Source organism: Vibrio sp. ABG19, assembly GCF_029962385.1.
Classification (GTDB): domain Bacteria; phylum Pseudomonadota; class Gammaproteobacteria; order Enterobacterales; family Vibrionaceae; genus Vibrio; species Vibrio ostreae.
In genome coordinates this window covers 1,020,610-1,043,916 of sequence record NZ_CP071708.1, presented here as the reverse complement: position 1 = coordinate 1,043,916, position 23,307 = coordinate 1,020,610, and the positions used below count along the sequence as shown (strand labels likewise).

Annotated in this window: 20 protein-coding genes; 8 read left to right on the top strand and 12 right to left on the bottom strand. The window is 54.0% G+C overall.

The window, feature by feature from the left end; genetic code table 11:
- Positions 1-12: 12 nt before the first annotated feature.
- Positions 13-675, bottom strand: coding sequence for a hypothetical protein (locus J0X00_RS10980; protein WP_282478051.1), 663 nt, complete (start codon positions 673-675; stop codon positions 13-15).
- A 147-nt stretch (positions 676-822) separates the two neighbouring features.
- Here J0X00_RS10980 and greB point away from each other — a divergent pair, with 147 nt between their 5' ends.
- Entirely contained in the window at positions 823-1,308 is a 486-nt protein-coding gene (gene greB / locus J0X00_RS10975) for a transcription elongation factor GreB (RefSeq protein WP_282478050.1), read from the top strand.
- 133 nt (positions 1,309-1,441) lie between these two features.
- Positions 1,442-2,440, top strand: coding sequence for a LacI family DNA-binding transcriptional regulator (locus tag J0X00_RS10970; RefSeq protein WP_218562623.1), 999 nt, complete (start codon positions 1,442-1,444; stop codon positions 2,438-2,440).
- A gap of 48 nt (positions 2,441-2,488) precedes the next feature.
- Here J0X00_RS10970 and edd read toward each other — a convergent pair whose 3' ends face one another.
- Together edd and J0X00_RS10960 are read right to left on the bottom strand one after the other, a co-directional pair.
- A complete protein-coding gene (edd, locus tag J0X00_RS10965) occupies positions 2,489-4,294 on the bottom strand; it encodes a phosphogluconate dehydratase (protein WP_282478049.1) in 1,806 nt (601 codons plus the stop codon).
- Entirely contained in the window at positions 4,291-4,812 is a 522-nt protein-coding gene (locus J0X00_RS10960) for a gluconokinase (protein WP_136485424.1), read from the bottom strand. The genes edd and J0X00_RS10960 overlap by 4 nt, the downstream gene beginning before the upstream one ends.
- A gap of 159 nt (positions 4,813-4,971) precedes the next feature.
- Here J0X00_RS10960 and J0X00_RS10955 point away from each other — a divergent pair, with 159 nt between their 5' ends.
- The 4 genes from J0X00_RS10955 to envZ all read left to right on the top strand — a co-directional run bounded on the left by J0X00_RS10955 (position 4,972) and on the right by envZ (position 9,346).
- Positions 4,972-6,351, top strand: coding sequence for a GntP family permease (locus J0X00_RS10955; RefSeq protein WP_136485422.1), 1,380 nt, complete (start codon positions 4,972-4,974; stop codon positions 6,349-6,351).
- A 12-nt stretch (positions 6,352-6,363) separates the two neighbouring features.
- On the top strand, positions 6,364-6,969 hold the full coding sequence (locus tag J0X00_RS10950; RefSeq protein ID WP_282478048.1) for a bifunctional 4-hydroxy-2-oxoglutarate aldolase/2-dehydro-3-deoxy-phosphogluconate aldolase: 606 nt from the start codon (positions 6,364-6,366) through the stop codon (positions 6,967-6,969).
- Between the two features lie 284 nt (positions 6,970-7,253).
- Positions 7,254-7,976 carry a two-component system response regulator OmpR gene (gene ompR / locus J0X00_RS10945; RefSeq protein WP_136485418.1) on the top strand — a complete coding sequence of 241 codons (723 nt, stop codon included), beginning with the start codon at positions 7,254-7,256 and terminating at the stop codon, positions 7,974-7,976.
- 62 nt (positions 7,977-8,038) lie between these two features.
- Positions 8,039-9,346, top strand: a complete 1,308-nt coding sequence (gene envZ, locus J0X00_RS10940) for a two-component system sensor histidine kinase EnvZ (protein WP_136485416.1) — start codon at positions 8,039-8,041, stop codon at positions 9,344-9,346.
- 124 nt (positions 9,347-9,470) lie between these two features.
- Here the strand turns inward: envZ and J0X00_RS10935 are convergent, their stop codons facing one another.
- The 6 genes from J0X00_RS10935 to gmk form a co-directional block, all read right to left on the bottom strand.
- Complete coding sequence (locus J0X00_RS10935; RefSeq protein ID WP_136485414.1) at positions 9,471-10,859, bottom strand: uracil-xanthine permease family protein; 1,389 nt, start codon at positions 10,857-10,859, stop codon at positions 9,471-9,473.
- Positions 10,860-11,138: 279 nt separating this feature from the next.
- On the bottom strand, positions 11,139-13,217 hold the full coding sequence (gene recG, locus J0X00_RS10930) for an ATP-dependent DNA helicase RecG (protein WP_282478047.1): 2,079 nt from the start codon (positions 13,215-13,217) through the stop codon (positions 11,139-11,141).
- Positions 13,218-13,304: 87 nt separating this feature from the next.
- Entirely contained in the window at positions 13,305-13,991 is a 687-nt protein-coding gene (trmH, locus tag J0X00_RS10925; protein WP_136485410.1) for a tRNA (guanosine(18)-2'-O)-methyltransferase TrmH, read from the bottom strand.
- A 146-nt stretch (positions 13,992-14,137) separates the two neighbouring features.
- Positions 14,138-16,258 carry a bifunctional GTP diphosphokinase/guanosine-3',5'-bis pyrophosphate 3'-pyrophosphohydrolase gene (gene spoT, locus J0X00_RS10920; RefSeq protein ID WP_136485408.1) on the bottom strand — a complete coding sequence of 707 codons (2,121 nt, stop codon included), beginning with the start codon at positions 16,256-16,258 and terminating at the stop codon, positions 14,138-14,140.
- 38 nt (positions 16,259-16,296) lie between these two features.
- Entirely contained in the window at positions 16,297-16,569 is a 273-nt protein-coding gene (rpoZ, locus tag J0X00_RS10915; RefSeq protein ID WP_004728487.1) for a DNA-directed RNA polymerase subunit omega, read from the bottom strand.
- Positions 16,570-16,707: 138 nt separating this feature from the next.
- Positions 16,708-17,331 (bottom strand): guanylate kinase, encoded by a 624-nt coding sequence (gmk, locus tag J0X00_RS10910; protein ID WP_136485406.1) that lies wholly within the window; start codon positions 17,329-17,331, stop codon positions 16,708-16,710.
- 383 nt (positions 17,332-17,714) lie between these two features.
- Between gmk and J0X00_RS10905 the strand changes: the two genes are divergently transcribed.
- A complete protein-coding gene (locus J0X00_RS10905; RefSeq protein WP_136485404.1) occupies positions 17,715-18,389 on the top strand; it encodes a 7-cyano-7-deazaguanine/7-aminomethyl-7-deazaguanine transporter in 675 nt (224 codons plus the stop codon).
- Between the two features lie 158 nt (positions 18,390-18,547).
- Here the strand turns inward: J0X00_RS10905 and J0X00_RS10900 are convergent, their stop codons facing one another.
- A complete protein-coding gene (locus tag J0X00_RS10900) occupies positions 18,548-20,251 on the bottom strand; it encodes a sodium:solute symporter family protein (RefSeq protein ID WP_282478046.1) in 1,704 nt (567 codons plus the stop codon).
- A 12-nt stretch (positions 20,252-20,263) separates the two neighbouring features.
- Positions 20,264-20,530, bottom strand: a complete 267-nt coding sequence (locus J0X00_RS10895; protein ID WP_136485399.1) for a DUF4212 domain-containing protein — start codon at positions 20,528-20,530, stop codon at positions 20,264-20,266.
- A gap of 395 nt (positions 20,531-20,925) precedes the next feature.
- Here J0X00_RS10895 and J0X00_RS10890 point away from each other — a divergent pair, with 395 nt between their 5' ends.
- On the top strand, positions 20,926-22,671 hold the full coding sequence (locus J0X00_RS10890) for a potassium/proton antiporter (RefSeq protein WP_282478045.1): 1,746 nt from the start codon (positions 20,926-20,928) through the stop codon (positions 22,669-22,671).
- 2 nt (positions 22,672-22,673) lie between these two features.
- On the opposite strand, the gene J0X00_RS10885 is transcribed toward J0X00_RS10890, so the two are convergent.
- Entirely contained in the window at positions 22,674-23,303 is a 630-nt protein-coding gene (locus tag J0X00_RS10885; RefSeq protein WP_136485395.1) for a response regulator transcription factor, read from the bottom strand.
- Positions 23,304-23,307: the final 4 nt, after the last annotated feature.

Sequence of the window (23,307 nt, the reverse complement as noted above, 5' to 3'; positions counted from 1 at the left end):
AGATAGTCTATTTTAAACGTTTACCGGCGTTGTCAGAGCAGATTCAGCGACAGAAGTGCTACGTTGTGCACAAATGCAGTGGCGATAGGCCCCATAGGTCATCCAGGAGTAGCCCAGTAATTCCAGACCTTCCTGCAGCGCGCTTTTCAGCACATAGTCATAGTCATCGCCCATGATGTGTTCCCACAACAGGTGACCACTGCCAAATACACGGCTGAATACCAGCAGCAGCAGAACGCCACCGACCATAAAGACATACTCACGTGAACGGGTATAGTCTGCCATCGGTGCCAGTACGGAATCGTTATAACGGGTCATCGCCATGCCGATACAGGTCGCGGCGGTGATCGCGGCCGGGATCTGCCAGAAGCCGTGCCAGATGTAGTCCAGGAACTGATCGAGTTCGCGGATCAGAATGCAGGCAAAAAAGCCGCTGACCAGCAGGTAAAAACCGCGTGACGACGGGGTGGTTTTCGCGGCGCGGGCAAACATCAGCATGGAGAGTAATACGAAACCCTCTTGAGCTAGTTCGGTCACTGAGATTTCGCCGACATCGTTTTTAAGCACGGCCAGATCGAGATAGAGTGCCAGAGGAGCGACAAGCAACAGAGCGATGATGGCGATAAGCTCTTTGCTGGCGTTGAAAATTTGCTGTTTTGCATCAGGTGCGGACATAATGGTTTTGACTCCGAAAAGGTAACTCAGAATCGCGTAATTCTATTAAAACAGCGTTTTTTAATCTAATAAAACAACCTAAAATGTTCTGTTTTTATCTTTTTATAAATTTGTAAGATTTTGATTATTAATTATTTTGTGGATTAAATGAAAACGAAACTTATTACTCGTGAAGGGTTTAATAAACTCAAAAAAGAGCATGATTTTCTCTGGAATGAACGGCGTCCTGAGGTCACCAAAATTGTGACATGGGCCGCAAGCTTGGGTGATCGCTCTGAAAACGCTGATTACACTTTCAACAAACGACTGCTGCGCCAGATCGATCGCCGCGTGCGCTTCCTGCGTAAATTGCTGCCGGAACTGACCATAGTTGACTACTCGTCGCAGCAGGATGGCAAGGTGTTTTTTGGTGCCTGGGTGGAGATTGAAAACGAAGCCGGTGAGATGAAAAAGTTTCGAATCGTCGGTCCGGAAGAAATTTATGGTGATGAGGTCAAAAATTACATATCAATTGACTCACCAATGGCGCGTGCGCTGCTGAAAAAAGAGGTGGATGATGAATTTGTCGTCAGGACGCCAAGTGGCGATAAAGTCTGGTTCATCAATAGCATTGAGTATAAAATAGATGCATAGAAACTAGTTTATTATCATTTTTGCTCTGTTTTGTGAAAAGCTGGCATAGTTTCAGTTATCCGTATGTTTTATGATAAAAGTCTGACGCGAGGTCAACCCGGGCGGAAACCTGTCGCCACTGATTAGGAAAAGTATGCAGCGAAAAACCAGACCCACCTTACAAGACATTGCTGACCAGGTGGGGATTACCAAAATGACGGTGTCGCGTTATTTGCGTGACCCGGGCTCGGTAGCCCAGAAAACCCAGCAAAAAATCGCCGCTGTAATTGAAGAGCTGGGTTATATTCAGAATCGGGTACCGGCGATTTTGTCCAAATCCTCCAGCCGTGCTATCGGTATTATTCTGCCCTCGTTGTCGAATCAGGTGTTCGCTCATTTAGTGCAGGGGATTGAGTCTGTGACCAAGCAGGCCGGCTATGACACCCTGATAGCCCACACCGGTTACAGCTCGAAGGAAGAAGAAGAAAAAATTGCGGCGTTACTGTCGTATCGCGTCGATGGCCTGATCCTGACCGAAACCAACCATACGGAACGCACCCTGCAGATGCTGAGATCAGCCGCGGTGCCTGTGGTGGAAACCATGGAGATCCCGGCCTGCCCGATTGATATGGCTGTGGGGCTGGATCATGAGCAGACATCGTATGAAGTGGTGCAGGAGATGCTGGCGCGCGGGCGGAAAAATATTGTCTATCTCGGCGCCCGACTGGATACCCGGACCCGGTTACGGATGCAGGGCTACGAGCGTGCGATGCGTGATGCCGGTCTGGAGCCACAACAGATTTCAACCGGTGAACACTCCAGTTTCACCATAGGTGGAGTGTTGCTGGAAAAAGCGCTGGCGCAATGTCCGCAGCTCGATGCGATTTTCTGTACTAACGATGACGTGGCGATTGGGGCTATGATGTACTGCGCCCATAAAGGCATTGAAGTACCGAAACAGATTGCGGTGGTCGGCTACAATGCGTTGGATATCGGCCAGGCGATTATTCCTAAGCTGACCAGTGTGGAGACGCCGCGTTTTGCGATTGGCAAGAAAAGTGCAGAATTACTCTTAGCGGCGCTGGCCGGAGAGGAAGCGGAGCAGAAAGTCTACGATCTGGGCTACCGCCTGACGATCGGAGACAGTCTGTAATAGCACGGGCTGACCAGGTCAGCCCGTACAGGCCGGTTTTAAGGCTGTTTACAGCGCTGGAAACAGAAAGGTTGCGCCCTGATCGGCAGCGGTGACCTGCTGGCGCGCCAGAGCAAACAGTTCGCGTCCCCAGTCGTGCTGATCGACTTCACTGGCTGGAACTGTGGCGCTGCGCTGGCTGAGGTCAGCCAGACAGGTCAGTTCGCCATTTTGGGCATCCAGCCGCAAAATATCCCCGTCTTCTACCAGGCCAATCATGCCGCCCCGCAGAGCTTCCGGCGACATATGAATCGCGGCCGGGATCTTACCCGAGGCGCCGGACAGGCGGCCGTCGGTCACCAGGGCGACTTTGAAACCGGCTTTTTGCACGTTGCCGAGGATCGGCATCAGTTTGTGCAGCTCCGGCATCCCATTGGCTGCCGGGCCACTGTAGCGTACCACGACCACACAATCCTGATTCAGCTCACCGCGTTGATAGGCGGCTTCCACCGCATGCTGCGAGTTGAAGACTTTCGCTGGTGCTTCAATCAGATGATGCTCAGCTTTGACCGCGGAAATTTTAATGACACTCTGACCCAGATTGCCTTTCAGCACCTTAATACCACCGCTGGTCTGATAGCAGGTCTGCTTGGCGGCAATGACGGCCGGGTTGAGGGTGTCACCACATGGCTGCCATACCAGTTCACCGTCAGCGAGCTGCGGGCGTTGGAGCTGCAGGGAAAAATCACCGATAGCCGGGGTGACACTGCGGTGTAACAGAGCGCGTTCATCCAGGCGGGACAACAGCATAGGGACGCCGCCGGCCGCTTCGAACTCGTTGATATCGGCCGTGCCGTTCGGATAAACGTTGGTCAGCAGAGGCACCACGTCAGACAGGTCACTGATATCCTGCCAGGTCAGGATCAGACCGGCAGCCCGCGCTAGCGCGACCAGATGAATGGTGTGGTTACTGCTGCCGCCGGAGGCGAGCAGGGCAACCAGTCCGTTAACCAGGCTTTCTGCCGTGACCACTTCGCTCAGCGGTCGGTAGGCCGGAGTGCCCGGCGCCATGGCAGCGATCGCTTTGGCGGCATACTCAGTCAGCGCAGTGCGCAGCGGGCTGTCCGGATGCACAAAAGCCGAGCCCGGCAGCATCAGTCCCATCGCCTCAAACACCAGTTGGTTGGTGTTGGCGGTACCGTAGAAGGTACAGGTACCCGGTGAGTGGTAAGAATTACACTCCATTTGCAGCAGCGCATCGCGGCCGACTTCACCGGCGGCGTATTTCTGGCGCACATCGACTTTTTCTTCGTTGCTGATCCCGGTCGCCATTGGCCCGGCCGGGATAAATGCGGTCGGAAGGTGCGCATAGGCCAGCGCGCCCATCAGCTGGCCCGGGGCAATCTTGTCACAGATACCGAGCAGCAGGGTGCCGTCAAACATGTTATGGCTGAGCGACATCGCGGTCGCCTGAGCGATCAAGTCACGGGAAAACAGTGACATGTCCATACCCGGTTGCCCCTGAGTCACGCCGTCGCACATCGCAGGGACACCACCGGCAATCTGGGCAGTATGGCCAACCGGGGCCAGGGCAGCTTTGATTTGATCCGGATAATCTTTGTAGACCTGATGCGCACTGAGCATGTCATTGTAGGCGGTGATGATGGCCAGGTTGGCACGGGTCAGATCGAGAATGTTTGATTTCTCACTCTGACAGGAAGCCGCAATCGCATGAGCCAGATTGCCACATGACAGGCTGGCTTTGCCTTTGCCGCTGGCGTGCTGCTGGGCTGTTTTGGCCAGAAAGCGTGCCCGCAGCTCGGCACTGCGTGAGCGAATGTTGTCGGTCACCTGCTGAATATGCGGATGGGTCATGCCGTTGCCTCCTGCTGGTACAGTGCATGCACGGCGTGCTCAACCACGACATCGATATCGTCAGCAATCGAGATGTTCAGTACGTCGGTTTCACTGTTATCTGGGCGCTGTAGCGCCGCAAACTGGCTGTCAATCATATGAGTTTTCATAAAGTGACCCTGACGAGCCTGCATACGCTTGATGATCAGAGATTTATCACCATCAAGAAAAACAAAAGTGACGCTTTGGTTGCCGTCACGAATTTGATCACGGTAACTTTTTTTCAGCGCAGAGCAGACGATGACACCGCGTTCGCTCTTGTTTTCCAGGCTGAATGCTGCATCGCGGATACGCTCAAGCCAAGGCGCGCGATCGTTATCATCCAGTGGTTCACCGCGGCGCATTTTTTCAATGTTGGCGCGGGGATGAAGGTCATCGCCATCGATGAATTTGGCGTTGAGACGTTGGGCAATCTTGGCACCGATGGTGCTTTTTCCGCAACCACTCACGCCCATAACGATAATACTGCTACCCGTCATACTGACTCCTTAATCGCGAGATCTGAGCGAGATCTCAATTTTAAAATCTGCCGTAAGAATTGACTTTATCTTAGTGGTGTTATCGGTAACATGTTACCCGTAACTTTTGAAATTGTGAACTAATACACAAACATCCAATCCTTGATAAAGGTGAACAAAATGGAACAATTAGCACAGAGCCCAGACCCTACCCAGCTGTTGCTTATCGCTGCCGCCGCTATTGCTGCACTGCTGGTTTTGATCATGAAATTGAAGGTGCACGCTTTTGCCTCGCTGACGTTGGTGAGTTTCGGTACTGCGCTGGCAACGGGTATGCCGAGCGATAAAGTCGTGCCGACTATGCTGTCTGGACTGGGCGGCACGTTAGCCTCAGTGGCCCTGTTAGTTGGCCTGGGTGCCATGATAGGTAAAATTCTTGAGGTGACCGGTGGCGCGAAAGTGCTGGCGGACACCCTGATTAGCCGCTTCGGCGAGCACCGTGCGCCAATGGCGCTTGGTGTGGCATCGCTGATGTTTGGTTTTCCAATCTTTTTCGATGCCGGTCTTATCGTGATGATGCCGATTTTGTTCAGCGTGGCTAAGCGTCTGGGCGGTTCGCCGATCAAATACGCGTTCCCGGTCGCGGGGGCGTTTGCTGTGATGCATGCGTTTGTACCGCCGCATCCGGGCCCGGTGGCCGCTTCCGATCTGCTGGGCGCAGATTTAGGTCTGCTGCTGCTGGTCGGTTTGCTGATTGCGATTCCGACCTGGTATTTCGGTGCTTATCTGTTCAGTATCTATGCCGGTAACAAGTATGTGATTTCCCTTCCGAAAGCCTTTATGAACACCGAAGTGATGTTCAAAGACAAGCAGGATCTGCCGAAGTTTTCTACCGTGCTGCTGATTCTGCTGCTGCCGGTGATTCTGATTTTCCTCGATACTGGTCTCAATACTCTGTCTGTTGCCGGTGTGGTCGATGGCCAGCAGCCAGTGGTGGAATTTCTGCGTATGCTGGGTAAAACCCCGATTGCACTGCTGATCACTCTGCTGGTGTGTCTGGCGGTATTTACCGGTAAGTACGGTAAGCATAAACTGGAAAAACTGTGTACTGATTCTCTGGCGCCGATCTGTGCGGTGATCCTGGTCACGGGTGCCGGCGGTATGTTTGGTGGTGTACTGCGCTCAAGCGGTATCGGCCAGGCACTGGCGGATGTGCTGGCGCATACCGGTATGCCGGTGATTGTGGCCGCGTTCGTGATTTCGACCTGTCTGCGCGTGGCGCAAGGCTCTGCAACCGTCGCACTGACCACTACCGCAGCACTGATGGCACCGATTGTCGCCCAGACCACCGGACTGACTGCCCTGGATCACTGTTTTATCGTGATTGCGATTGCCGGTGGTGCCACGGTACTGTCTCACTTTAATGACTCCGGTTTCTGGCTGGTTTCTCGTCTGCTTGAGATGGATGAGAAAACGACCCTGAAAACCTGGACTGTAATGGAAACGCTGCTGGGGACGATCGCTTTTGTTATCGCCGCGGGTCTGAGCGTAATTTTATAAGGCTGACTGATAATGACTCTTGAACAACAACTGCAACAAATCAAAATTGTTCCGGTAATTGCGATTAACCACGCCGACCAGGCTGTGCCTCTGGCTAAAGTGCTGGTTGAAAATGGCCTGCCGTGTGCTGAAGTCACCTTCCGTACTGACGCGGCACAGGAATCGATTCGTCTGATGCGAGAAGCTTATCCTGAGCTGCTGATCGGGGCCGGTACCGTGCTGACTACTGAGCAGGTGGATCAGGCAATTGCAGCGGGCGCAGACTTTATTGTCAGCCCGGGCCTTAACCCGACCACAGTCAAATACTGTCAGCAACGCGGCATTGCGATTGTACCTGGCGTGAATAACCCGAGCCTGGTTGAGCAGGCGATGGAGCTGGGCCTGAAAACCGTGAAGTTCTTCCCGGCTGAACCGTCAGGCGGCACGGCGATGCTGAAAGCACTGAGCGCCGTGTATCCGGTGCAATTTATGCCAACCGGCGGCGTCAATCCTGGTAATGTGCAGGAATACCTGGCGATTAAAGCGGTAGTGGCGTGCGGCGGCACCTGGATGGTACCGAGCGATCTGATGGATAAGGGTGACTGGGACGCGATTGCTAAACTGGTGCGCGAACTGTAAGTTCTCGCCTGAGCCGGTCACTGTCATCCACATAAGCCAACCCTGCGGTTGGCTTTTTTTGTCTCTGCGTCAGGTCGCAGCTTAGAGATGAGGAGTGGGCTATGATAAAAGCAACATCACACAGCGCTGCCTGGTTGGTATGATGACTTAGCCACCTTGGCTGACAGGGCTTAAGTTAGTAATAAACGTTAACAATTCTTTAAGCCCTATCATGCGCAACAGTGTTACATTTTACTCGCTTCTTTCGCTTTAAGAAGCAGACACTTATTCGTGGGACAGGACAGATGCAAGAAAATCATAAAATATTAGTCGTGGATGATGATGCCCGCTTGAGAGCCCTGCTCGAACGCTATCTCTCGGAGCAAGGGTTCCAGGTGCGCAGCGTGGCCAATAGTGAGCAGATGGATCGCCTGCTGACCCGTGAAACCTTCCATTTAATGGTATTGGATCTGATGTTACCGGGTGAAGATGGTTTGTCGATTTGCCGCCGTCTGCGTAATGCCAACAACATGATCCCTATCCTGATGCTGACCGCCAAAGGTGACGAGATCGACCGAATCGTCGGTCTGGAAGTCGGGGCCGATGATTATCTGCCTAAACCGTTTAATCCGCGTGAGCTGCTGGCCCGTATCAAAGCGGTGCTGCGCCGCCAGGTAACCGAAGCGCCCGGAGCGCCGAGTGCCGATGACAAGATTGTGGAGTTCGGTGAGTTTCGCCTTAACCTCGGCACGCGCGAAATGTTCCGCGGTCAGGAAGCGATGCCGTTGACCTCAGGTGAATTTGCCGTGCTGAAAGCGCTGGTGACTAATGCCCGTGAACCGCTGTCGCGCGACAAACTGATGAATATGGCCCGCGGTCGCGAGTATTCGGCCATGGAACGCTCAATCGATGTGCAGATTTCCCGTCTGCGTCGTATGCTGGAAGTCGATCCGAGCAAACCGCGTTACATCCAGACCGTATGGGGGCTGGGTTATGTGTTTGTGCCGGACGGTAAGGAAGCCAGTTAATCCGATCTCCGTTTCAGTGCCAGCCTGTCTGGCACTGATTGTCCTGCATTGAAAGGTATCCCATGCGCATTCGCAGTTCATTTAGCCAGACCATTGTGCTGTTTTTTACCCTGCTGGTCGCAAGCCAGGTCTACTCCTATTACGCCCTGTTTAACTATGCGCTGATGCCTAGTCTGCAGCAGTTCAATAAAATTCTCAGTCATGAAATCAGTCTGATGCTCGATGATTCGATGCACATGGATGAAAACGGTCTGGTCATGGACGCACCGTTGCGCCGCCGTGTGCTGGAACAGCTCGGGGTCAGTATCTATGCTGAAAACAGTCCGCAGGCCGAGCCGTATCATCACTCCGTCGCGATTGATTTGATGAGTGAAGAGATGAGTGAGCAGCTCGGTTCGCCGACCGAAGTGCGTATGGGCGCGGGAGAAGACAGCTATGTGCTGTGGATGAAGATCGATATGCTGCCTGGTCAGGTGCTGCGGATCCCGCTCTCAGAACTGCAGGAAGAAGATTTTGCGCCGCTGTTTCGTAACAGCATCATTATGGCGGTGCTGATTGTGCTGGGTGGCTGGCTGTTTATCCGTTTGCAGAACCGACCGCTGATTGCGCTCGAAAAAGCGGCCAAATCGGTCGGACGCGGGGCGATTCCACCGCCGCTGCAGGAAAAAGGGGCCAGTGAAATTCGTTCGGTAACCCGGGCCTTTAATCAGATGTCGAAAGGCATTCAGGCACTGGAGGAGGACCGGGCACTGCTGATGGCCGGTATCAGTCATGACCTGCGTACGCCGCTGACCCGGATTCGTCTTGCGACCGAAATGATGTCGCCGGAAGAGAGTTATCTGGCGGAAAGCATCATCAGTGACACCGAAGAGTGTAACGAGATCATCAGTCAGTTTATGGATTACCTGAAACCGGTCAATCGCGACAGCTTTGAAGCGGTCGATCTCAATGCGATTGCCAATGATGTCGCGACCTCGGAAGGCGGTTATGAGGTGCATATTGAAACTGACCTGCACCAGAGCATGGAAGATGCGGTCGGTAATCCGATTGCGATCAAGCGTGCGGTGAGTAATCTGGTGGTGAATGCGCTGCGTTACGGTAATGGCTGGGTTAAGGTCAGTACCGGTCTGACCGCAGATAAGAAAATGGCCTGGGTGTGTGTCGAAGACAACGGTCCGGGTATAGATTCATCCCAGGTCAATAAGCTATTTGAACCCTTTACCCGCGGCGATACGGCGCGCGGCAGTGAAGGTACCGGGCTGGGGCTGGCTATCGTGAAAAGGATTGTCAGCCAGCACGCCGGAGCGGTGGCGGTCAATAACCGCAGCGAGGGTGGCCTCAAGGCCCAGATCAGTTTCCCGACGCGCTGAGCGCCAGCTTAACTGCAAAGCCATAAAAGAGGCTCGCCATATGGCGAGCCTCTTTTATGGGTAACCCGTTACCGCAAGGGCGGTGAAGCGTATCCGCCAGGTTGTGCTGGCAGACTGGCGCGGATCAGTCGCTAACCTGCGCTGCGCTTTGTTCCGCTTGTTTATGGTCTGGCAGCAGCAGGTTGAGCAGGATGGCCGTGATACCGCCGGCGGCAACGCCTGATGAGAAAATACTCTTAATGAATTCCGGCATAAACTGCAGGATCTCCGGCTTTTGTGCGATGCCAAGGCCCATAGAAAAAGAGAGCGCCATAATGAGAATTGCGCGGCGGTCGAGATCAACGCGCGAGATGATACGTACGCCTGCCGCGGCAATAGTACCGAACATTACGATGGTCGCACCGCCCAGCACCGGCTCCGGGATCAGCTGGACAAAGCTGGCAACACCAGGGAACAGGCCCAGCAACACCAGCATCGCGGAAATAAAGTAACCCACGTAGCGGCTGGCGACACCAGTCAGCATGATAATACCGTTATTCTGGCTGAAGGTGGAGTTCGGGAAGCTGTTAAATACCGCCGCCAGTGCCGAGTTGATGCCGTCGGCCAGCACGCCGCCTTTAATCCGTTTCATGTAGACAGGACCTTTGACCGGTTCACCGGATACTTCCGAGGTGGCGGTAATATCACCAATCGCTTCGAGCGCAGTGATGAGGAAAATCAGTACCAGCGGGATAAACAGGGACCAGTCAAAGCTCAGGCCGTACTGCATCGGGATAGGCAGGGCAACCAACTGGGTAGCGCTCAGTTTGCTGGTATCCACCATGCCCATCAGGTAGGCCATGATGTAGCCGACCAGCATGGCAATTACGATTGATGCTACGCGCAAATACGGGTTACGCGCGCGGTTAAGCAGGACAATAATCGCCAGTACCGTGCCCGCCAGAGCGAGTTTGTCGAGGCTGCCGAAGGTGCCGTCGCCCAGCGCCGCATAGCCGCCACCCATCGAAACCAGGCCAACCTGAACCAGGGTCAGGCCAATCAGGGTGACCACAATGCCGGATACCAGCGGAGTAATAATACGCTGCGCGTATTCCAGCACCCGCGACAGCAGAATTTCGGCAAACGATGCCAGCAAAATGGTGCCGAAAATCGCCGCCATCATGGTCGGTACATCAGCACCGCCGGCTTTAAGTGCCAGACCGGCCCCGATAATTGGACCTAAAAAGTTAAAACTGGTGCCCTGAATGGACAGCAAGCCGGAACCAATCGGACCAAAGGTACGAATTTGGATAAAAGAGGATAAGCCGGACGCAAACAGCGACATGCTGATGATGGTGTTGGTCTGATCGGCAGGTACGCCGAGAGACTGGCAGATGATCAGTGATGGCGTGATCACGGCAACGAACATGGCCAGCAGGTGTTGCAGGGCGGCAAAAATCGTATGCGGTAAAGGTGGGCGATCATTGAGCTGATAAACCAGCTCGGATGGACGCGCAGCGTGTTGGGTTGTCATGGCAGTTTCCTAAATTGTAAATGCACTTTGTGTATGCGCTGAATGGGCACGTAAAGCGGAACACGGAACATCTCTGTGATTGCTGTTAATCAGGTCCGGTTCTGGAGTTCTACCCGCTACGCCAATGGCGGCCGGGTATAAAGGTAAACGTTTGCGTTTACTCGTTTTGGGCGGCGATTATAAAACGTTTGACCATGAAAGCAAACGATTGCTGTAGGAGTGGGAAGAGCCGTTGTTCTGGCTCAAACGGCGCCTGTTCGGCGCTGTTTATGCTTTGACTTATGCTTTGGCGTAGACGTCGCGCTCGCCGAGCCAGCGCTCAATAATCGCACTGGCGTGCTCGGGGTATTGGTCGTGAATGTGGCGCGCAATGCGCTGAACTTCAGGAATAAGGCGCTGATCGCGAACCAGATCGGCAATTTTGAAATCGGCCATGCCGGTCTGCTTGGTACCGAGCAGTTCACCCGGACCACGAATTTCCAGATCGCGCTGGGCAATGATAAAACCGTCATTACTTTCACGCAGCACGGCGAGGCGCTTTTGCGCGGTCTTGGAGAGCGGAGCGTGATAGAGCAGCACACAGTGGCTGGCGACAGAGCCGCGTCCAACCCGGCCGCGTAATTGGTGCAACTGAGCCAGGCCCAGCCGCTCCGGATTTTCAATGATCATCAGGCTGGAGTTCGGTACATCCACCCCGACTTCAATCACAGTGGTCGCAACCAGCAAATGGAGCTGGTTGTCTTTGAATGCCTGCATCACCGCCTGTTTCTCGGCCGGTTTCATCCGCCCGTGCACCAGGCCGATTTTGACGTCTGGCAGCTTGCGCTGCAGATCTTCGGCGGTATCCGCTGCAGCCTGGGCTTCCAGCACTTCCGACTCGTCAATCAGGGTACATACCCAGTAGGCCTGCTTGCCTTCGGTCAGGCAGGCATGGCGCACCCGTTCGATGATGTCATCGCGCTTGGTATCGGGAATGGCGACGGTCTGAATCGGCGTGCGGCCGGGTGGCAGTTCGTCGATAATCGAGGTTTCCAGGTCGGCGTAGGCGGTCATGGCCAGGGTACGCGGAATCGGGGTAGCCGTCATGATCAGCTGATGTGGATAGCTGCCCTGACGGGCGCCTTTTTCGCGCAGTTCGAGGCGCTGGTGGACGCCAAAACGGTGCTGCTCATCGATGATCACCAGAGCCAGATTATCGAACACCACGTGTTCCTGAAACAGGGCGTGAGTACCTACTACCATTTTGACTTCACCGCTGGCTATGCGCTCCAGCTCGGCCTGTTTGGCTTTACCTTTCAGTTTGCCCGCCAGCCAGCCGACTTTGATGCCCATACTTTCAAACCAGTTGGCAAAGTTGAGCGCGTGCTGCTCGGCCAGCAGCTCGGTCGGGGCCATCAGAGCGACCTGACAGCCGTGCTCAATCGCCCGCACCGCAGCCAGAGCCGCAACCAGGGTTTTGCCTGAGCCGACATCGCCCTGCACCAGGCGCATCATCGGGTGGGGTTTAGCCAGATCGGCTTCGATCTCGCTCACCACCCGGGCCTGGGCATTGGTCGGAGTAAACGGTAACTGGGCGAGCAGCTGCTGTTTGAGCGTATCCGCTACTGGCAGCGGCAGGGCGCTATCTTGCTGGCCTTTACTGCGCACCGCCAGCATCGACAGGTTCTGCGCCAGCAGCTCTTCCATTACCAGGCGGATCTGGGCCGGATGGCGGCCTTCATCAAACAGGCTGAGGTCAATATCGGCCGGCGGACGGTGAATCGTATGCAGCGCTTCGGCTAACGTGGTTTGATGATCATACAGTCCGGCAGGCAGTAATTCCTGCACGGCGGCTTTGTCGAGCAGGGCCAGAGCCTGGTCGGTCAGATTACGCAACGTGAGCTGGCGCAGGCCGTCAGTCGCCGGGTAGACCGGGGTCAGATTGGGTTCGCTATCTGGGTTTTGTGCCGGGGCAAAGAATTTGTAATCGGGGTGGATAATTTCTAACCCGCCATTGCCACGCTTAATTTCCCCGTAAGCATGCACTAACTTACCTTCGGCGAAATTGTTTTTCATCCCGGCAGTGAAGTTGAAAAAACGCAGCGTCAGTGAGCCGTTGCCGTCGCTGATTTTGACCGTCAGCATTTTACGCCGCCCGAACAGGGTATCGACCGCCATCACTTTGCCCTGTACCGCAGCCCACAAGCCAGGGTGCAGTTTAACGATGGGATAGACCCGGGTACGGTCTTCATAGCGCAGCGGCAGATGGAACAGCAGATCCTGGACACTGATCAGCCCGATTTTTTCCAGTTTTTCGGCCACTTTAGCGCCCACTCCGGAGAGTGAGTTTAACGGAATTGCGGAAAGAAGCTGCGACATAAATTCAACCAGATACTCATTGACGAGTTAACTATTCAACCATTGGACTGTCTATTTGTACAGGGGCAATTAGTGAACAGCGCGCAATTACGCGCTCTGCATCGCCTTCCACCAGTCTTGGTCTGCAACGATTTGCCCTTCATCATCCAGTTGCGGGTAGGCCAGACCTTTACGCTTGGCCACTTTAGCCAGCACTGGGTGACCACGTTCGAACAGGATGCGCTGAATCGTTTCATCCGGTAATGGGCTGGCATCGCGCTGATACATGCCGGCGTCCTGACGCTGGCGCTGTGCTTCATACAGGATCAGCGCACCGGCCACCGATACATTGAGTGACTGCACCATGCCGACCATAGGGATGACGATATCCTGATCCGCTAATGCCAGGGCCTGCTTGGAAATACCGACTTTTTCACTGCCGAGGATGATAGCGGTTGGCTTGGTGTAATCGATACTGCGAAAATCGACCGCCTGATCCGACAGATGAGTGACCAGCACTTGCATGCCCTGTGCTTTAAGATGTTGAATGGCTTCCAGCGTAGTGTCGTGAGTTTCCACTTCGACCCAGTTACGTGCACCGGCCGAGGTGTGGCCGAGAGTACGCATCTGCTCATTGGGCCACACCGCATGGATTTTATGCAGGCCGACCGCGTCTGCGGTGCGGATCACGGCGGAGACATTGTTCGGTTTGTGGACTTCTTCCAGGCAGACCGTCAAATCGGTCTGGCGTGCTTTCAGTACTTGCTGAATGCGGGAGTAACGCTCTGAGTTCATGTTCGGATTCTTCAGTTAATAGTATGGCCGTTTCCTCCGGGCGGGCCATATGAATAAAAATGCCCCTGATAGGTTGGCCTATCAAGGGCATGATTTCCCTTGCTGCAAGCACTGCGCAGACGCGCGGCATTATCAGGCAGCGGGAGTTAGTGTTTTCTGCGGCGTACCTTGAGGGTGTACGGCATAGTGCGGATCTTACGCATGATGCCAGCCAGATGAACACGGTCTTTGGTGGTCAGCAACACAGTCACTGTATAGAGGCGGCCATCGCGTTCTTCGGTCGACAGGCCATGAATGTTCGAGCCGGTCTTCGAGATCACATTGGTCAGTTCAGCCAGAGCGCCCTGACGGTTCTGCATGTCGACTTTCAGTTCGGCAATGAACTCCTGATCGTAGTCTCGGGTCCATTCCACCGCCATGTACTTGTCCGGTTCACGCTGGTAACCACGCACGTTCGGACAGGTTTCACGGTGCACAACCAGACCACGACCCGGGGAGACATGGGCAATGATTGAATCGTCCGGGATCGGATGACAACAGTTGGCAAAGGTCAGCAGAATGCCATCCGCACCGCGGATTGGCAGTTTCTTCTTCGGCTTACCGTCATTGCTGCTGGTCGCGGTCAGAGCTTCTGCATCGCCAAGTAAACGACGTGCAATGACTATGCTCATCAGCTCACCCAGACCAATTGCAGCCAGCAGATCGTTCTCGCTGGCGATCTTGAGATCGCTCAGCACCTGAGTGAGGCTTTCCTGGCCGATGTCGCTCAGTGACGGGCCACCCAGCGCATGGTTGAGCAGACGACGACCGAGTGAAATCGACTCTTCACGGCGCATGGTTTTCAGTACCTGACGAATCTTGGTGCGTGCACGTGAGGTCACGACATAGTTGAGCCAGGCTGCATTCGGACGCGCGCCCGGTGCACTGATGATCTCAACCGTCTGGCCGTTCTTGAGAGATTTACTCAGCGGGTAAGGCGTGCGATCGACGCGGGCGCCGACACAGGTGTTACCCACATCGGTATGGACGGCATAGGCAAAATCGACCGCGGTCGCGCCGACGGGTAATTCGACAATGCGGCCTTTCGGTGTGAAGACGTAAATCTCGTCCGGGAACAGATCCGATTTCACGTTTTCAATGAATTCAAAGGAGTTACCGGCACTTTGCTGCAGCTCAAGCAGGCTTTGCATCCAGCGCTGCGCTTTAATTTGTGCCGTGGTTCCGCCACGTTCGCCGTTGGCTTTGTAAGACCAGTGTGCCGCCACACCTTTGTCCGCCATCTGGTCCATGTCTTCGGTACGGATCTGCACCTCGACCGGCACGCCGTGCGGGCCGACCATAGAGGTGTGGATCGACTGATAGCCGTTGGCTTTAGGTACTGCGATGTAATCTTTCATCCGCCCCGGACGTGGCTTGTACAGGCCGTGTACCTGACCGAGCACGCGATAACAGGTATCGGCGCTATCGACAATCACGCGGAAGGCGTAAATATCCATGATGGTATGAAAACGCTGTTCTTTGGTTTTCATCTTGTTGTAGATGGAGAACAGGTTTTTCTCGCGCCCGAGCACACGTGCCGGCAGGCCGACTTCCTGCAGACGATCTTCGATTTCGTTGTGGATGCGCTGAATCATCTCTTTACGGTTACCGCGCGCCGCTTTAACCACCTCTTTTAACACGCGGTAGCGGTTAGGATATAAGGCTTCAAAGCCGAGTTCTTCGAGCTCGGTTTTGATGTTGTGAATACCGAGACGGTGGGCGAGCGGGGCGTAAATTTCCAGCGTTTCGCGCGCGATACGACGTTTCTTATCCGGACGCAGGGCACCTAAGGTGCGCATGTTGTGGGTACGGTCAGAGAGCTTGATCAGAATAACGCGGATGTCCTGCACCATGGCGAGAACCATTTTGCGGAAGTTTTCGGCCTGAGCCTCTTTGCGATCGCGGAATTTGAGTTTATCCAGTTTGGATACGCCATCAACCAGTTCTGCGACTGCCTGACCAAACTGCTGCTCCAAATCTTCTTTGGTGACATCACAGTCTTCGATGACATCATGCAGGAGAGCGGCTTGCAGAGTTTCCAGATCCAGGCGCATTTCGGCCAGGATGCGGGCAACGGCAACGGGATGGATAATGTAAGGTTCACCGCTGGAGCGGGTTTGCCCTTCATGGGCATCTCTTGCCACGACATAAGATTGGCGCAGAGCCTCAATTTGAGGCTCTGAGAGATATTCCTGGGCAACATCTTTGAGGCTATCGAATAGATACAAATTTCAGGCCCGAGTGTTGATTAATTCCTGAGGCAGAATTAACGGTTGTGCACGATGCTGCTTACCGCTGCCAATTCTGCCGCTTCTTGCTCTTGCTGCTCTTGGCGTTCACGCGCGTCTAGCACATCTTTAGTGATAAGACCTTCTTCGATTTCGCGCAGAGCGATAACCGTTGGCTTATCGTTCTCTTCCGGCACCAGAGAGTCTTTACCGCCAGTTTGCATTTGACGAGCGCGGCGAGCCGCAATCAGAACCAAGTCGAAACGGTTACCAACTTTTTCAACAGCGTCTTGAACAGTTACGCGTGCCATGAGAACTCCAAATAGTTAACTAAAATGTTGAATGACGAGAAAGTATACAACCTAACGCTGTGAGATACTAGCGACAGGCTGGCAAATTCATTAATCCTTATCTGCGGCGCAACCACCGCAGATTAAGGCGAGGCGGGATTACTCCGCCAGAAGCTCAGACAGCATAGCGCTATATTTAGCAGCTTGTTTATCCTGCTTCAATCTTTCCGCACGGATGATGGCTTTAAAGTCAATCAGCGCGACATCGAAATCATCGTTGATGATGACATAGTCGTACTCGCCGTAGTGGGAGATTTCCGACCGGGCTTCGCTCATGCGCTTGGCAATCACCGCTTCGCTGTCCTGGCCACGAGCGTTGAGACGGCGCTCCAGCTCTTCTTTGGACGGCGGCAGAATAAAGATACTTTTGCTGTGGGGCATCTGGGTACGGATCTGACGTGCACCCTGCCAGTCGATGTCAAGGAACACATCGATACCTTTATTCAGGGTCTCTTCAATCCATACCCGTGAGGTACCGTAATAGTTACCGAACACTTCGGCATACTCTAGAAATTCGCCTTTGCCGATCAGCTCTTCAAAGTGCTCTTTCTGTACGAAGTGGTAATGTACGCCATCTTGTTCACCCGGGCGCATACCGCGTGTGGTGTGCGAGACCGAGACTTTCATCGCATAGGTCGGGTTACGTTCCAACAATGCTGAGATCAAGCTCGATTTTCCTGCGCCACTCGGTGCAGAAACAATATAGAGAGTACCTTTGCCCATTAGTTCGGTTCCACTTTGGTTGGGATCTTGTGCTCAACCTGGCGGTTGGGCAGCCTGAAAGCAGTTCTGACCGCGTTCATCTCATTGAGAGGCTGAATTTAGGTCAGAAAAATGGAGGCGAAGATTAGCACGATCTTCAGGATCTTCTCAAGCAAAAGGTCATCTGCGCTGATCCATGCCGAGTTGGTTGCGGACGCTGCCGACTCGGCGCGCGGCGGCGATATTTATCATCCGCCAGCCTCTTGCGGCACAAGCGGATTGCGGTATAATCGCCGCCCCGTCGCGATTGGCTGATTTTTCGCCGTCCGATACGATAATTTATCAGGAAACAGCGTTTTCCATTTGGGTTCCCTCGCCCCCAAACCAAACCAAAAAGGTACAATATGAGTCCGTTTTCGTCGGCGCAACAGCGCAAAGCCCTGACCGTTCTGGTCCTGTTTCATTTGATCATTATTGCGTCCAGTAACTATCTGGTCCAGATCCCGTTCACCCTGTTTGGTTTTCATACCACCTGGGGCGCGTTTACCTTTCCGTTTATTTTTCTCGCCACAGACCTGACCGTGCGGATTTATGGTCCGGCGCTGGCAAGGCGTATCATCTTTCTGGTCATGGTGCCATCGCTGGCGGTGTCCTACCTGTTATCGGTGATTTTTTATCAGGGTCAGTTTCAGGGCCTGGCGCCACTGGGTGAATTTAACCTGTTTGTGGCCCGGATTGCGATGGCCAGCTTTATGGCCTATCTGTTCGGCCAGATGCTGGATGTGCAGGTGTTTAACCGCCTGCGTCAGATGAAGCAGTGGTGGGTCGCGCCGACAGCCTCTACCTTGTTCGGTAATGCGCTCGATACGCTGGCATTTTTCGCGATTGCGTTTTATCACAGTCCGGATCCGTTTATGGCCGAACACTGGAGTGAAATTGCCCTGGTTGATTACAGTTTTAAGCTGATCATCAGTCTGGGCCTGTTTGTGCCGATGTACGGTGTGCTGCTCAACTACCTGGTCGCGAAGCTGACCAGGTTGAATGAGCCGCAAACGTCGGCGCTGCAGCAGTGCTCGTAATCGAAGCGGTTGCCAAGTAAACAGGTTGCAAATAAAGCGGCGAGTCAATCATAACGATACAAATGAAAAAGCCCGGGTCAGTTCAGACCCGGGCTTTTTGTTCACGGCTTTTTGTTCACGGCTATTTTTTTGCTTTGCTGAGCTCAGCTCAGATCAGCTTAGTGCGAGTGTGCCTCGCCAGCACCTTTAGGGAAGCGGATCGATTCCACCATGTCCTGTACTTCGGTCGGTACTTCTGCGGTGAATTTATTCACCACAATCGAGACCACAAAGTTCAGACACATACCCAGAGTACCGATACCTTCAGGACTGATACCGAAGAACCAGTTGTCCGGAGTGCTGGCTGCCGGGTTAATGAACTTGAAGTAGATGATGTACGCCGCCGTAAAGGCAATACCCGCTACCATACCCGCAATCGCGCCCTCTTTGTTCATCTTCTTATAGAAGATGCCGAGGATAATGGCCGGGAAGAAGGAAGCCGCTGCCAGACCGAAGGCGAAGGCCACCACCTGAGCCACAAAGCCCGGAGGGTTGATGCCGAGATAACCGGCGGCAACAATCGCCACGACCGCCGCGCCACGCGCGGCCAGCAGTTCCTGTTTGTCGGTCATATTCGGTTTGAAGCCTTTTTTCAGCAAGTCATGGGAAATTGAGGTTGAGATCACCAGCAGCAGACCCGCTGCGGTTGACAGTGCAGCCGCCAGGCCACCCGCTGCCAGCAGACCCACAACCCAGTTTGGCAGTTTCGCCAGCTCAGGAGAGGCCAGTACGATAATATCTTGGTTGATGTTCATCTCGTTGCGCTCGTCACCGGAGTAGAACATTTTGCCATCGCCGTTTTTATCTTCCCAACTGACCAGGCCTGTGCTTTCCCAGTTCTTATACCAGCTTGGAGCCTGCGCAGCGGCAACCCCCTGCATATCCGGACCGTTAATGGTGTCGATCATGTTGACGCGGGCAAACGCCGCGACCGCAGGTGCTGTGGTGTACAGCAGCGAGATAAACAGCAGTGCCCAACCGGCAGAGATACGCGCGTCACGTACTTTTGGTACGGTAAAGAAGCGGATGATAACGTGTGGCAGACCTGCAGTACCGACCATCAGTGCCGCACAGATAAAGAACACGTCGACCATACTCTTATTGCCTTCGGTATACGCGGTAAAGCCGAGTTCCTGGGTCAGGCCGTCCAGTTTATCGAGCAGATAAACGTCTGAGCCGACGGAGGTTGAACCCATACCAATTTGTGGCAGCGGGTTACCTGTCATCATGATAGAGGTAAAGATAGCCGGAACCAGGAAGGCGAAAATGAGGACACAGAACTGTGCCACCTGGGTGTAAGTGATACCTTTCATGCCGCCAAGTACAGCGTAAAAGAACACGATGGCCATACCAATCACGATACCGATGTTGATGTCGACTTCCAAAAAGCGCGAGAACACGACGCCCACACCACGCATCTGACCCGCCACGTAAGTGAATGAGACGAAGATGGCACAGAACACCGCAACCATACGCGCGGTTTTGGAGTAGTAACGTTCGCCGATGAAATCCGGTACCGTAAACTGGCCGAATTTACGCAGGTAAGGAGCCAGGCAGAGTGCCAGCAGCACGTAACCACCGGTCCAGCCCATCAGATAAACCGCACCATCGTAACCGATGAACGAGATGATACCCGCCATAGAAATAAACGATGCTGCCGACATCCAGTCCGCCGCGGTCGCCATACCGTTCGCTACCGGGTGAACACCGCCGCCCGCCACATAAAACTCGCTGGTTGATCCGGCACGGGCCCAAATCGCGATACCGATATACAGGGCGAATGACAGGCCAACCAATAAAAACGTCCAAGTTTGAATATCCATGTGCGAAACCTCTTAGTCTTCCTGTACGTTATACTTCTTGTCTAACGCGTTCATGCGTGCGACATAGATGAAAATCAGTGCGACAAAGGTGTAGATCGAACCTTGTTGAGCAAACCAGAATCCCAGTTTGAAGCCGCCAAGATGGATTGTGTTGAGTGCATCGACGAATAAAACGCCGGCACCGTAAGAAACAATGAACCAGATCGCCAGCAGCGATCCCATTATTCTCAAGTTTTCCTTCCAGTAGGCTTGAGCGTGTTCTGTGGATTCGAACGACATAGCCTTCTCCTTCCGTAGCTGTCTGAGTAGATGTGATGTTAATGTAATGTTACGGTTTTTAATGTAGCAGCGAAAAGGCAAGGGATCTGTGCAACTTTAGTCGTGACTCATACCACGGCTTATGTTGTTAAATGAGGGGATTAGCTCAGTAGCACTGGGATGGTGCATTGTTAATGTTGTGTTAAATTAGCCAAAGGTCTAATTCGGCATAAAATGTGATTGGTGGTTAGACCAGTTTGCATGAGGTGCCGGTGTGGCAGCGTGCTTGCCGCCGATCAGGCCGCGAGGTATTTGTTTACACAAACTTTTCGTCACAAGCGGCGGTTTTCGTGCACAATAGATAAGCCGTGACCGAGCGGTGCGTTGTTAGGTTTCAGTAAGCAGAGGGAGTGACAGTGGACGCAATTACCATCAACAGTTTTTTTTTGGTCGGTGCACTGCTGATCGCGCTCAGTGTGTTGCTGAGTCCGGTCTCATCCAAACTGGGCATTCCCATTCTGCTGGTGTTTCTCGCCGTGGGCATGCTGGCCGGTGAAGACGGTGTCGGTGGTATTCTGTTTGATAATTATCCGGTCGCGTATCTGGTCAGTAACCTGGCCCTGGCGGTGATCCTGCTCGATGGCGGGATGCGTACCCGGGTGGCCAGTTTCCGGGTCGCTTTCTGGCCCTCGGTCTCCCTGGCGACCGTCGGGGTGGCCATCACTACCGCACTGACCGGGTTGATGGCAACCTGGTTGTTTGACCTTGATTTAATGCAGGGCATTCTGGTCGGCGCGATTGTTGGCTCGACGGATGCAGCGGCGGTATTTTCTCTGCTTAAAGGGCGCAGCCTCAATGAACGGGTCGGCTCGACACTGGAAATTGAGTCCGGTACTAACGACCCGATGGCGGTCTTTCTGACGGTTACCATGATTGCGGTGCTCTCCAGCAGCGGCAGTGAACTCAGTATCGGCTTCCTCGCGCTGAGTTTTATTCAGCAATTTGGTATCGGTGCGGCGCTGGGGTTGATTGGCGGCTGGTTGCTGTGGAAGCTGATTAACCGCAATCAGCTGCCGGAAGGCCTGTACTCGATTTTAACCGTCAGCGGCGGTCTGATCATTTTTGCGTTGTCGAATGCGCTCGGCGGCAGCGGTATTTTGTCGATTTATCTGGTCGGTCTGCTGATAGGTAACCGTCCGACCCGTAGTCGCCATTCGATTCTTAACGTGCTCGATGGCATGACCTGGCTGGCCCAAATCAGCATGTTCCTAGTGCTTGGCCTGCTGGTGACGCCTTCCAATCTGGTCACGATTGCCTTGCCGGGTCTGGCACTGGCATTTGGTATGATTCTGTTTGCGCGTCCGATTTCGGTCTGGATTGGTTTACTGCCGTTTCGCAGTTTTACCGCCCGGGAAAAATGGTTCATTTCCTGGGTCGGCCTGCGCGGCGCGGTGCCTATCATTCTGGCGGTCTTCCCGATGATGGCGGGCCTGCCCGGAGCTCAGCTCTATTTTAACCTGGCATTCTTCGTGGTGATGGTCTCGCTGATAGTGCAGGGCGGCACGCTGACCAAAGCGATGGCACTGGCCAAAGTGGAGTTGCCACCCAAACCTGAGCCGATTTCGCGCACTGGCGTTGAAGTGTTCCCGACCAGTGAATGGGAGCTTCTGATCTATACCCTGAAAGAGGACAAATGGTGTATCGGCGAACCGCTACGTAATCTGTTTATGCCTGAAGGGACGCGGATTGCCGCCGTATTTCGCGATAAACAGCTATTCCATCCGTCCGGGAGTACCCAGTTGCAGGAAGGGGACACCCTGTGTGTGCTGGCGCAGGATAAAGATCTGGAAGCGCTCAGCCGCCTGTTCAGTGAAGCGCCGCACAAAGAGTCGCTGGCGCGTTTCTTCGGTGACTTCTTCCTGGACATCGAGGCAAGACTGTCGGATGTCGCCATGCTGTACGGTCTGGATCTGGGTGAGGGGATTGAAGGCAAAACATTGCGCGATCTCGTTGGTGAGCACCTTGGTGCCACCCCGGTACTCGGTGACCATTTTGAATGGCAGGGGCTGTACTGGGTCGTGGCCGATGTGGTGGACTGGAAAGTAACGAAAGTGGGCTTGCGTCTGCCGCCGGATGATGAGGAAACGAAGCCGGGGGAGTAAGATTACGCGTTCAACTCGTTGAGCAAAATCACCGCCTGAGTGCGGTTTTTCACTCCGAGTTTACGAAAGATGGCCGTCATATGCGCTTTGATGGTCGCTTCCGAGACATTGAGTTCATAGGCGATCTGCTTATTGAGCAGGCCATCGGATAGCATGCCCAGTACCTTGTACTGCTGCGGTGTCAGAGTGGCAATCTTTTCTGCTAAGTCATTGTAGCTGCTGCTGTCGGTCACCAGACCTTGCGGAAAATAGGGTTCTCCGCCCAGTACCTGGTTAATGGCACTGATCAGCGTGCGCATATCACTCGATTTAGGAATAAAACCAAACGCGCCGTGCGATTTGGCCTGCGAGACCACAGGCGCATCTTCACTGGCTGAGACCACCACGATCGGCAATTCCGGATATGCTGCGCGCAGGTGGATAAGCCCGGACATCCCGTTTGCGCCCGGCATTTTCAGATCCAACAGCAGCAAATCCGGTTCCGGCTCTTTTTCCAGCAGCGTCAGCAGCGCATCATGAGAATCCGCTTCCAGCAGGTTGGCCCCGCTGACCGCCATATGAACCGACTGGAACAGGGCATTACGAAATAACGGATGATCATCGGCGATGATGATGGTGTAGGTAGAGTCCATGAGT

Bases quoted from the DNA above. Each gene is read 5' to 3' on its own strand.
- trmH (WP_136485410.1), bottom strand. From the start codon at position 13,991: ATGAACTCAGAGCGTTACTCCCGCATTCAGCAAGTACTGAAAGCACGC.
- rpoZ (WP_004728487.1), bottom strand. From the start codon at position 16,569: ATGGCACGCGTAACTGTTCAAGACGCTGTTGAAAAAGTTGGTAACCGT.
- J0X00_RS10895 (WP_136485399.1), bottom strand. From the start codon at position 20,530: ATGTCGTTCGAATCCACAGAACACGCTCAAGCCTACTGGAAGGAAAAC.
- greB (WP_282478050.1), top strand. From the start codon at position 823: ATGAAAACGAAACTTATTACTCGTGAAGGGTTTAATAAACTCAAAAAA.
- J0X00_RS10980 (WP_282478051.1), bottom strand. From the start codon at position 675: ATGTCCGCACCTGATGCAAAACAGCAAATTTTCAACGCCAGCAAAGAG.
- J0X00_RS10950 (WP_282478048.1), top strand. From the start codon at position 6,364: ATGACTCTTGAACAACAACTGCAACAAATCAAAATTGTTCCGGTAATT.
- envZ (WP_136485416.1), top strand. From the start codon at position 8,039: ATGCGCATTCGCAGTTCATTTAGCCAGACCATTGTGCTGTTTTTTACC.
- J0X00_RS10935 (WP_136485414.1), bottom strand. From the start codon at position 10,859: ATGACAACCCAACACGCTGCGCGTCCATCCGAGCTGGTTTATCAGCTC.
- J0X00_RS10885 (WP_136485395.1), bottom strand. From the start codon at position 23,303: ATGGACTCTACCTACACCATCATCATCGCCGATGATCATCCGTTATTT.
- J0X00_RS10955 (WP_136485422.1), top strand. From the start codon at position 4,972: ATGGAACAATTAGCACAGAGCCCAGACCCTACCCAGCTGTTGCTTATC.
- gmk (WP_136485406.1), bottom strand. From the start codon at position 17,331: ATGGGCAAAGGTACTCTCTATATTGTTTCTGCACCGAGTGGCGCAGGA.
- recG (WP_282478047.1), bottom strand. From the start codon at position 13,217: ATGTCGCAGCTTCTTTCCGCAATTCCGTTAAACTCACTCTCCGGAGTG.
- J0X00_RS10905 (WP_136485404.1), top strand. From the start codon at position 17,715: ATGAGTCCGTTTTCGTCGGCGCAACAGCGCAAAGCCCTGACCGTTCTG.
- ompR (WP_136485418.1), top strand. From the start codon at position 7,254: ATGCAAGAAAATCATAAAATATTAGTCGTGGATGATGATGCCCGCTTG.
- J0X00_RS10960 (WP_136485424.1), bottom strand. From the start codon at position 4,812: ATGACGGGTAGCAGTATTATCGTTATGGGCGTGAGTGGTTGCGGAAAA.
- J0X00_RS10900 (WP_282478046.1), bottom strand. From the start codon at position 20,251: ATGGATATTCAAACTTGGACGTTTTTATTGGTTGGCCTGTCATTCGCC.
- edd (WP_282478049.1), bottom strand. From the start codon at position 4,294: ATGACCCATCCGCATATTCAGCAGGTGACCGACAACATTCGCTCACGC.
- J0X00_RS10970 (WP_218562623.1), top strand. From the start codon at position 1,442: ATGCAGCGAAAAACCAGACCCACCTTACAAGACATTGCTGACCAGGTG.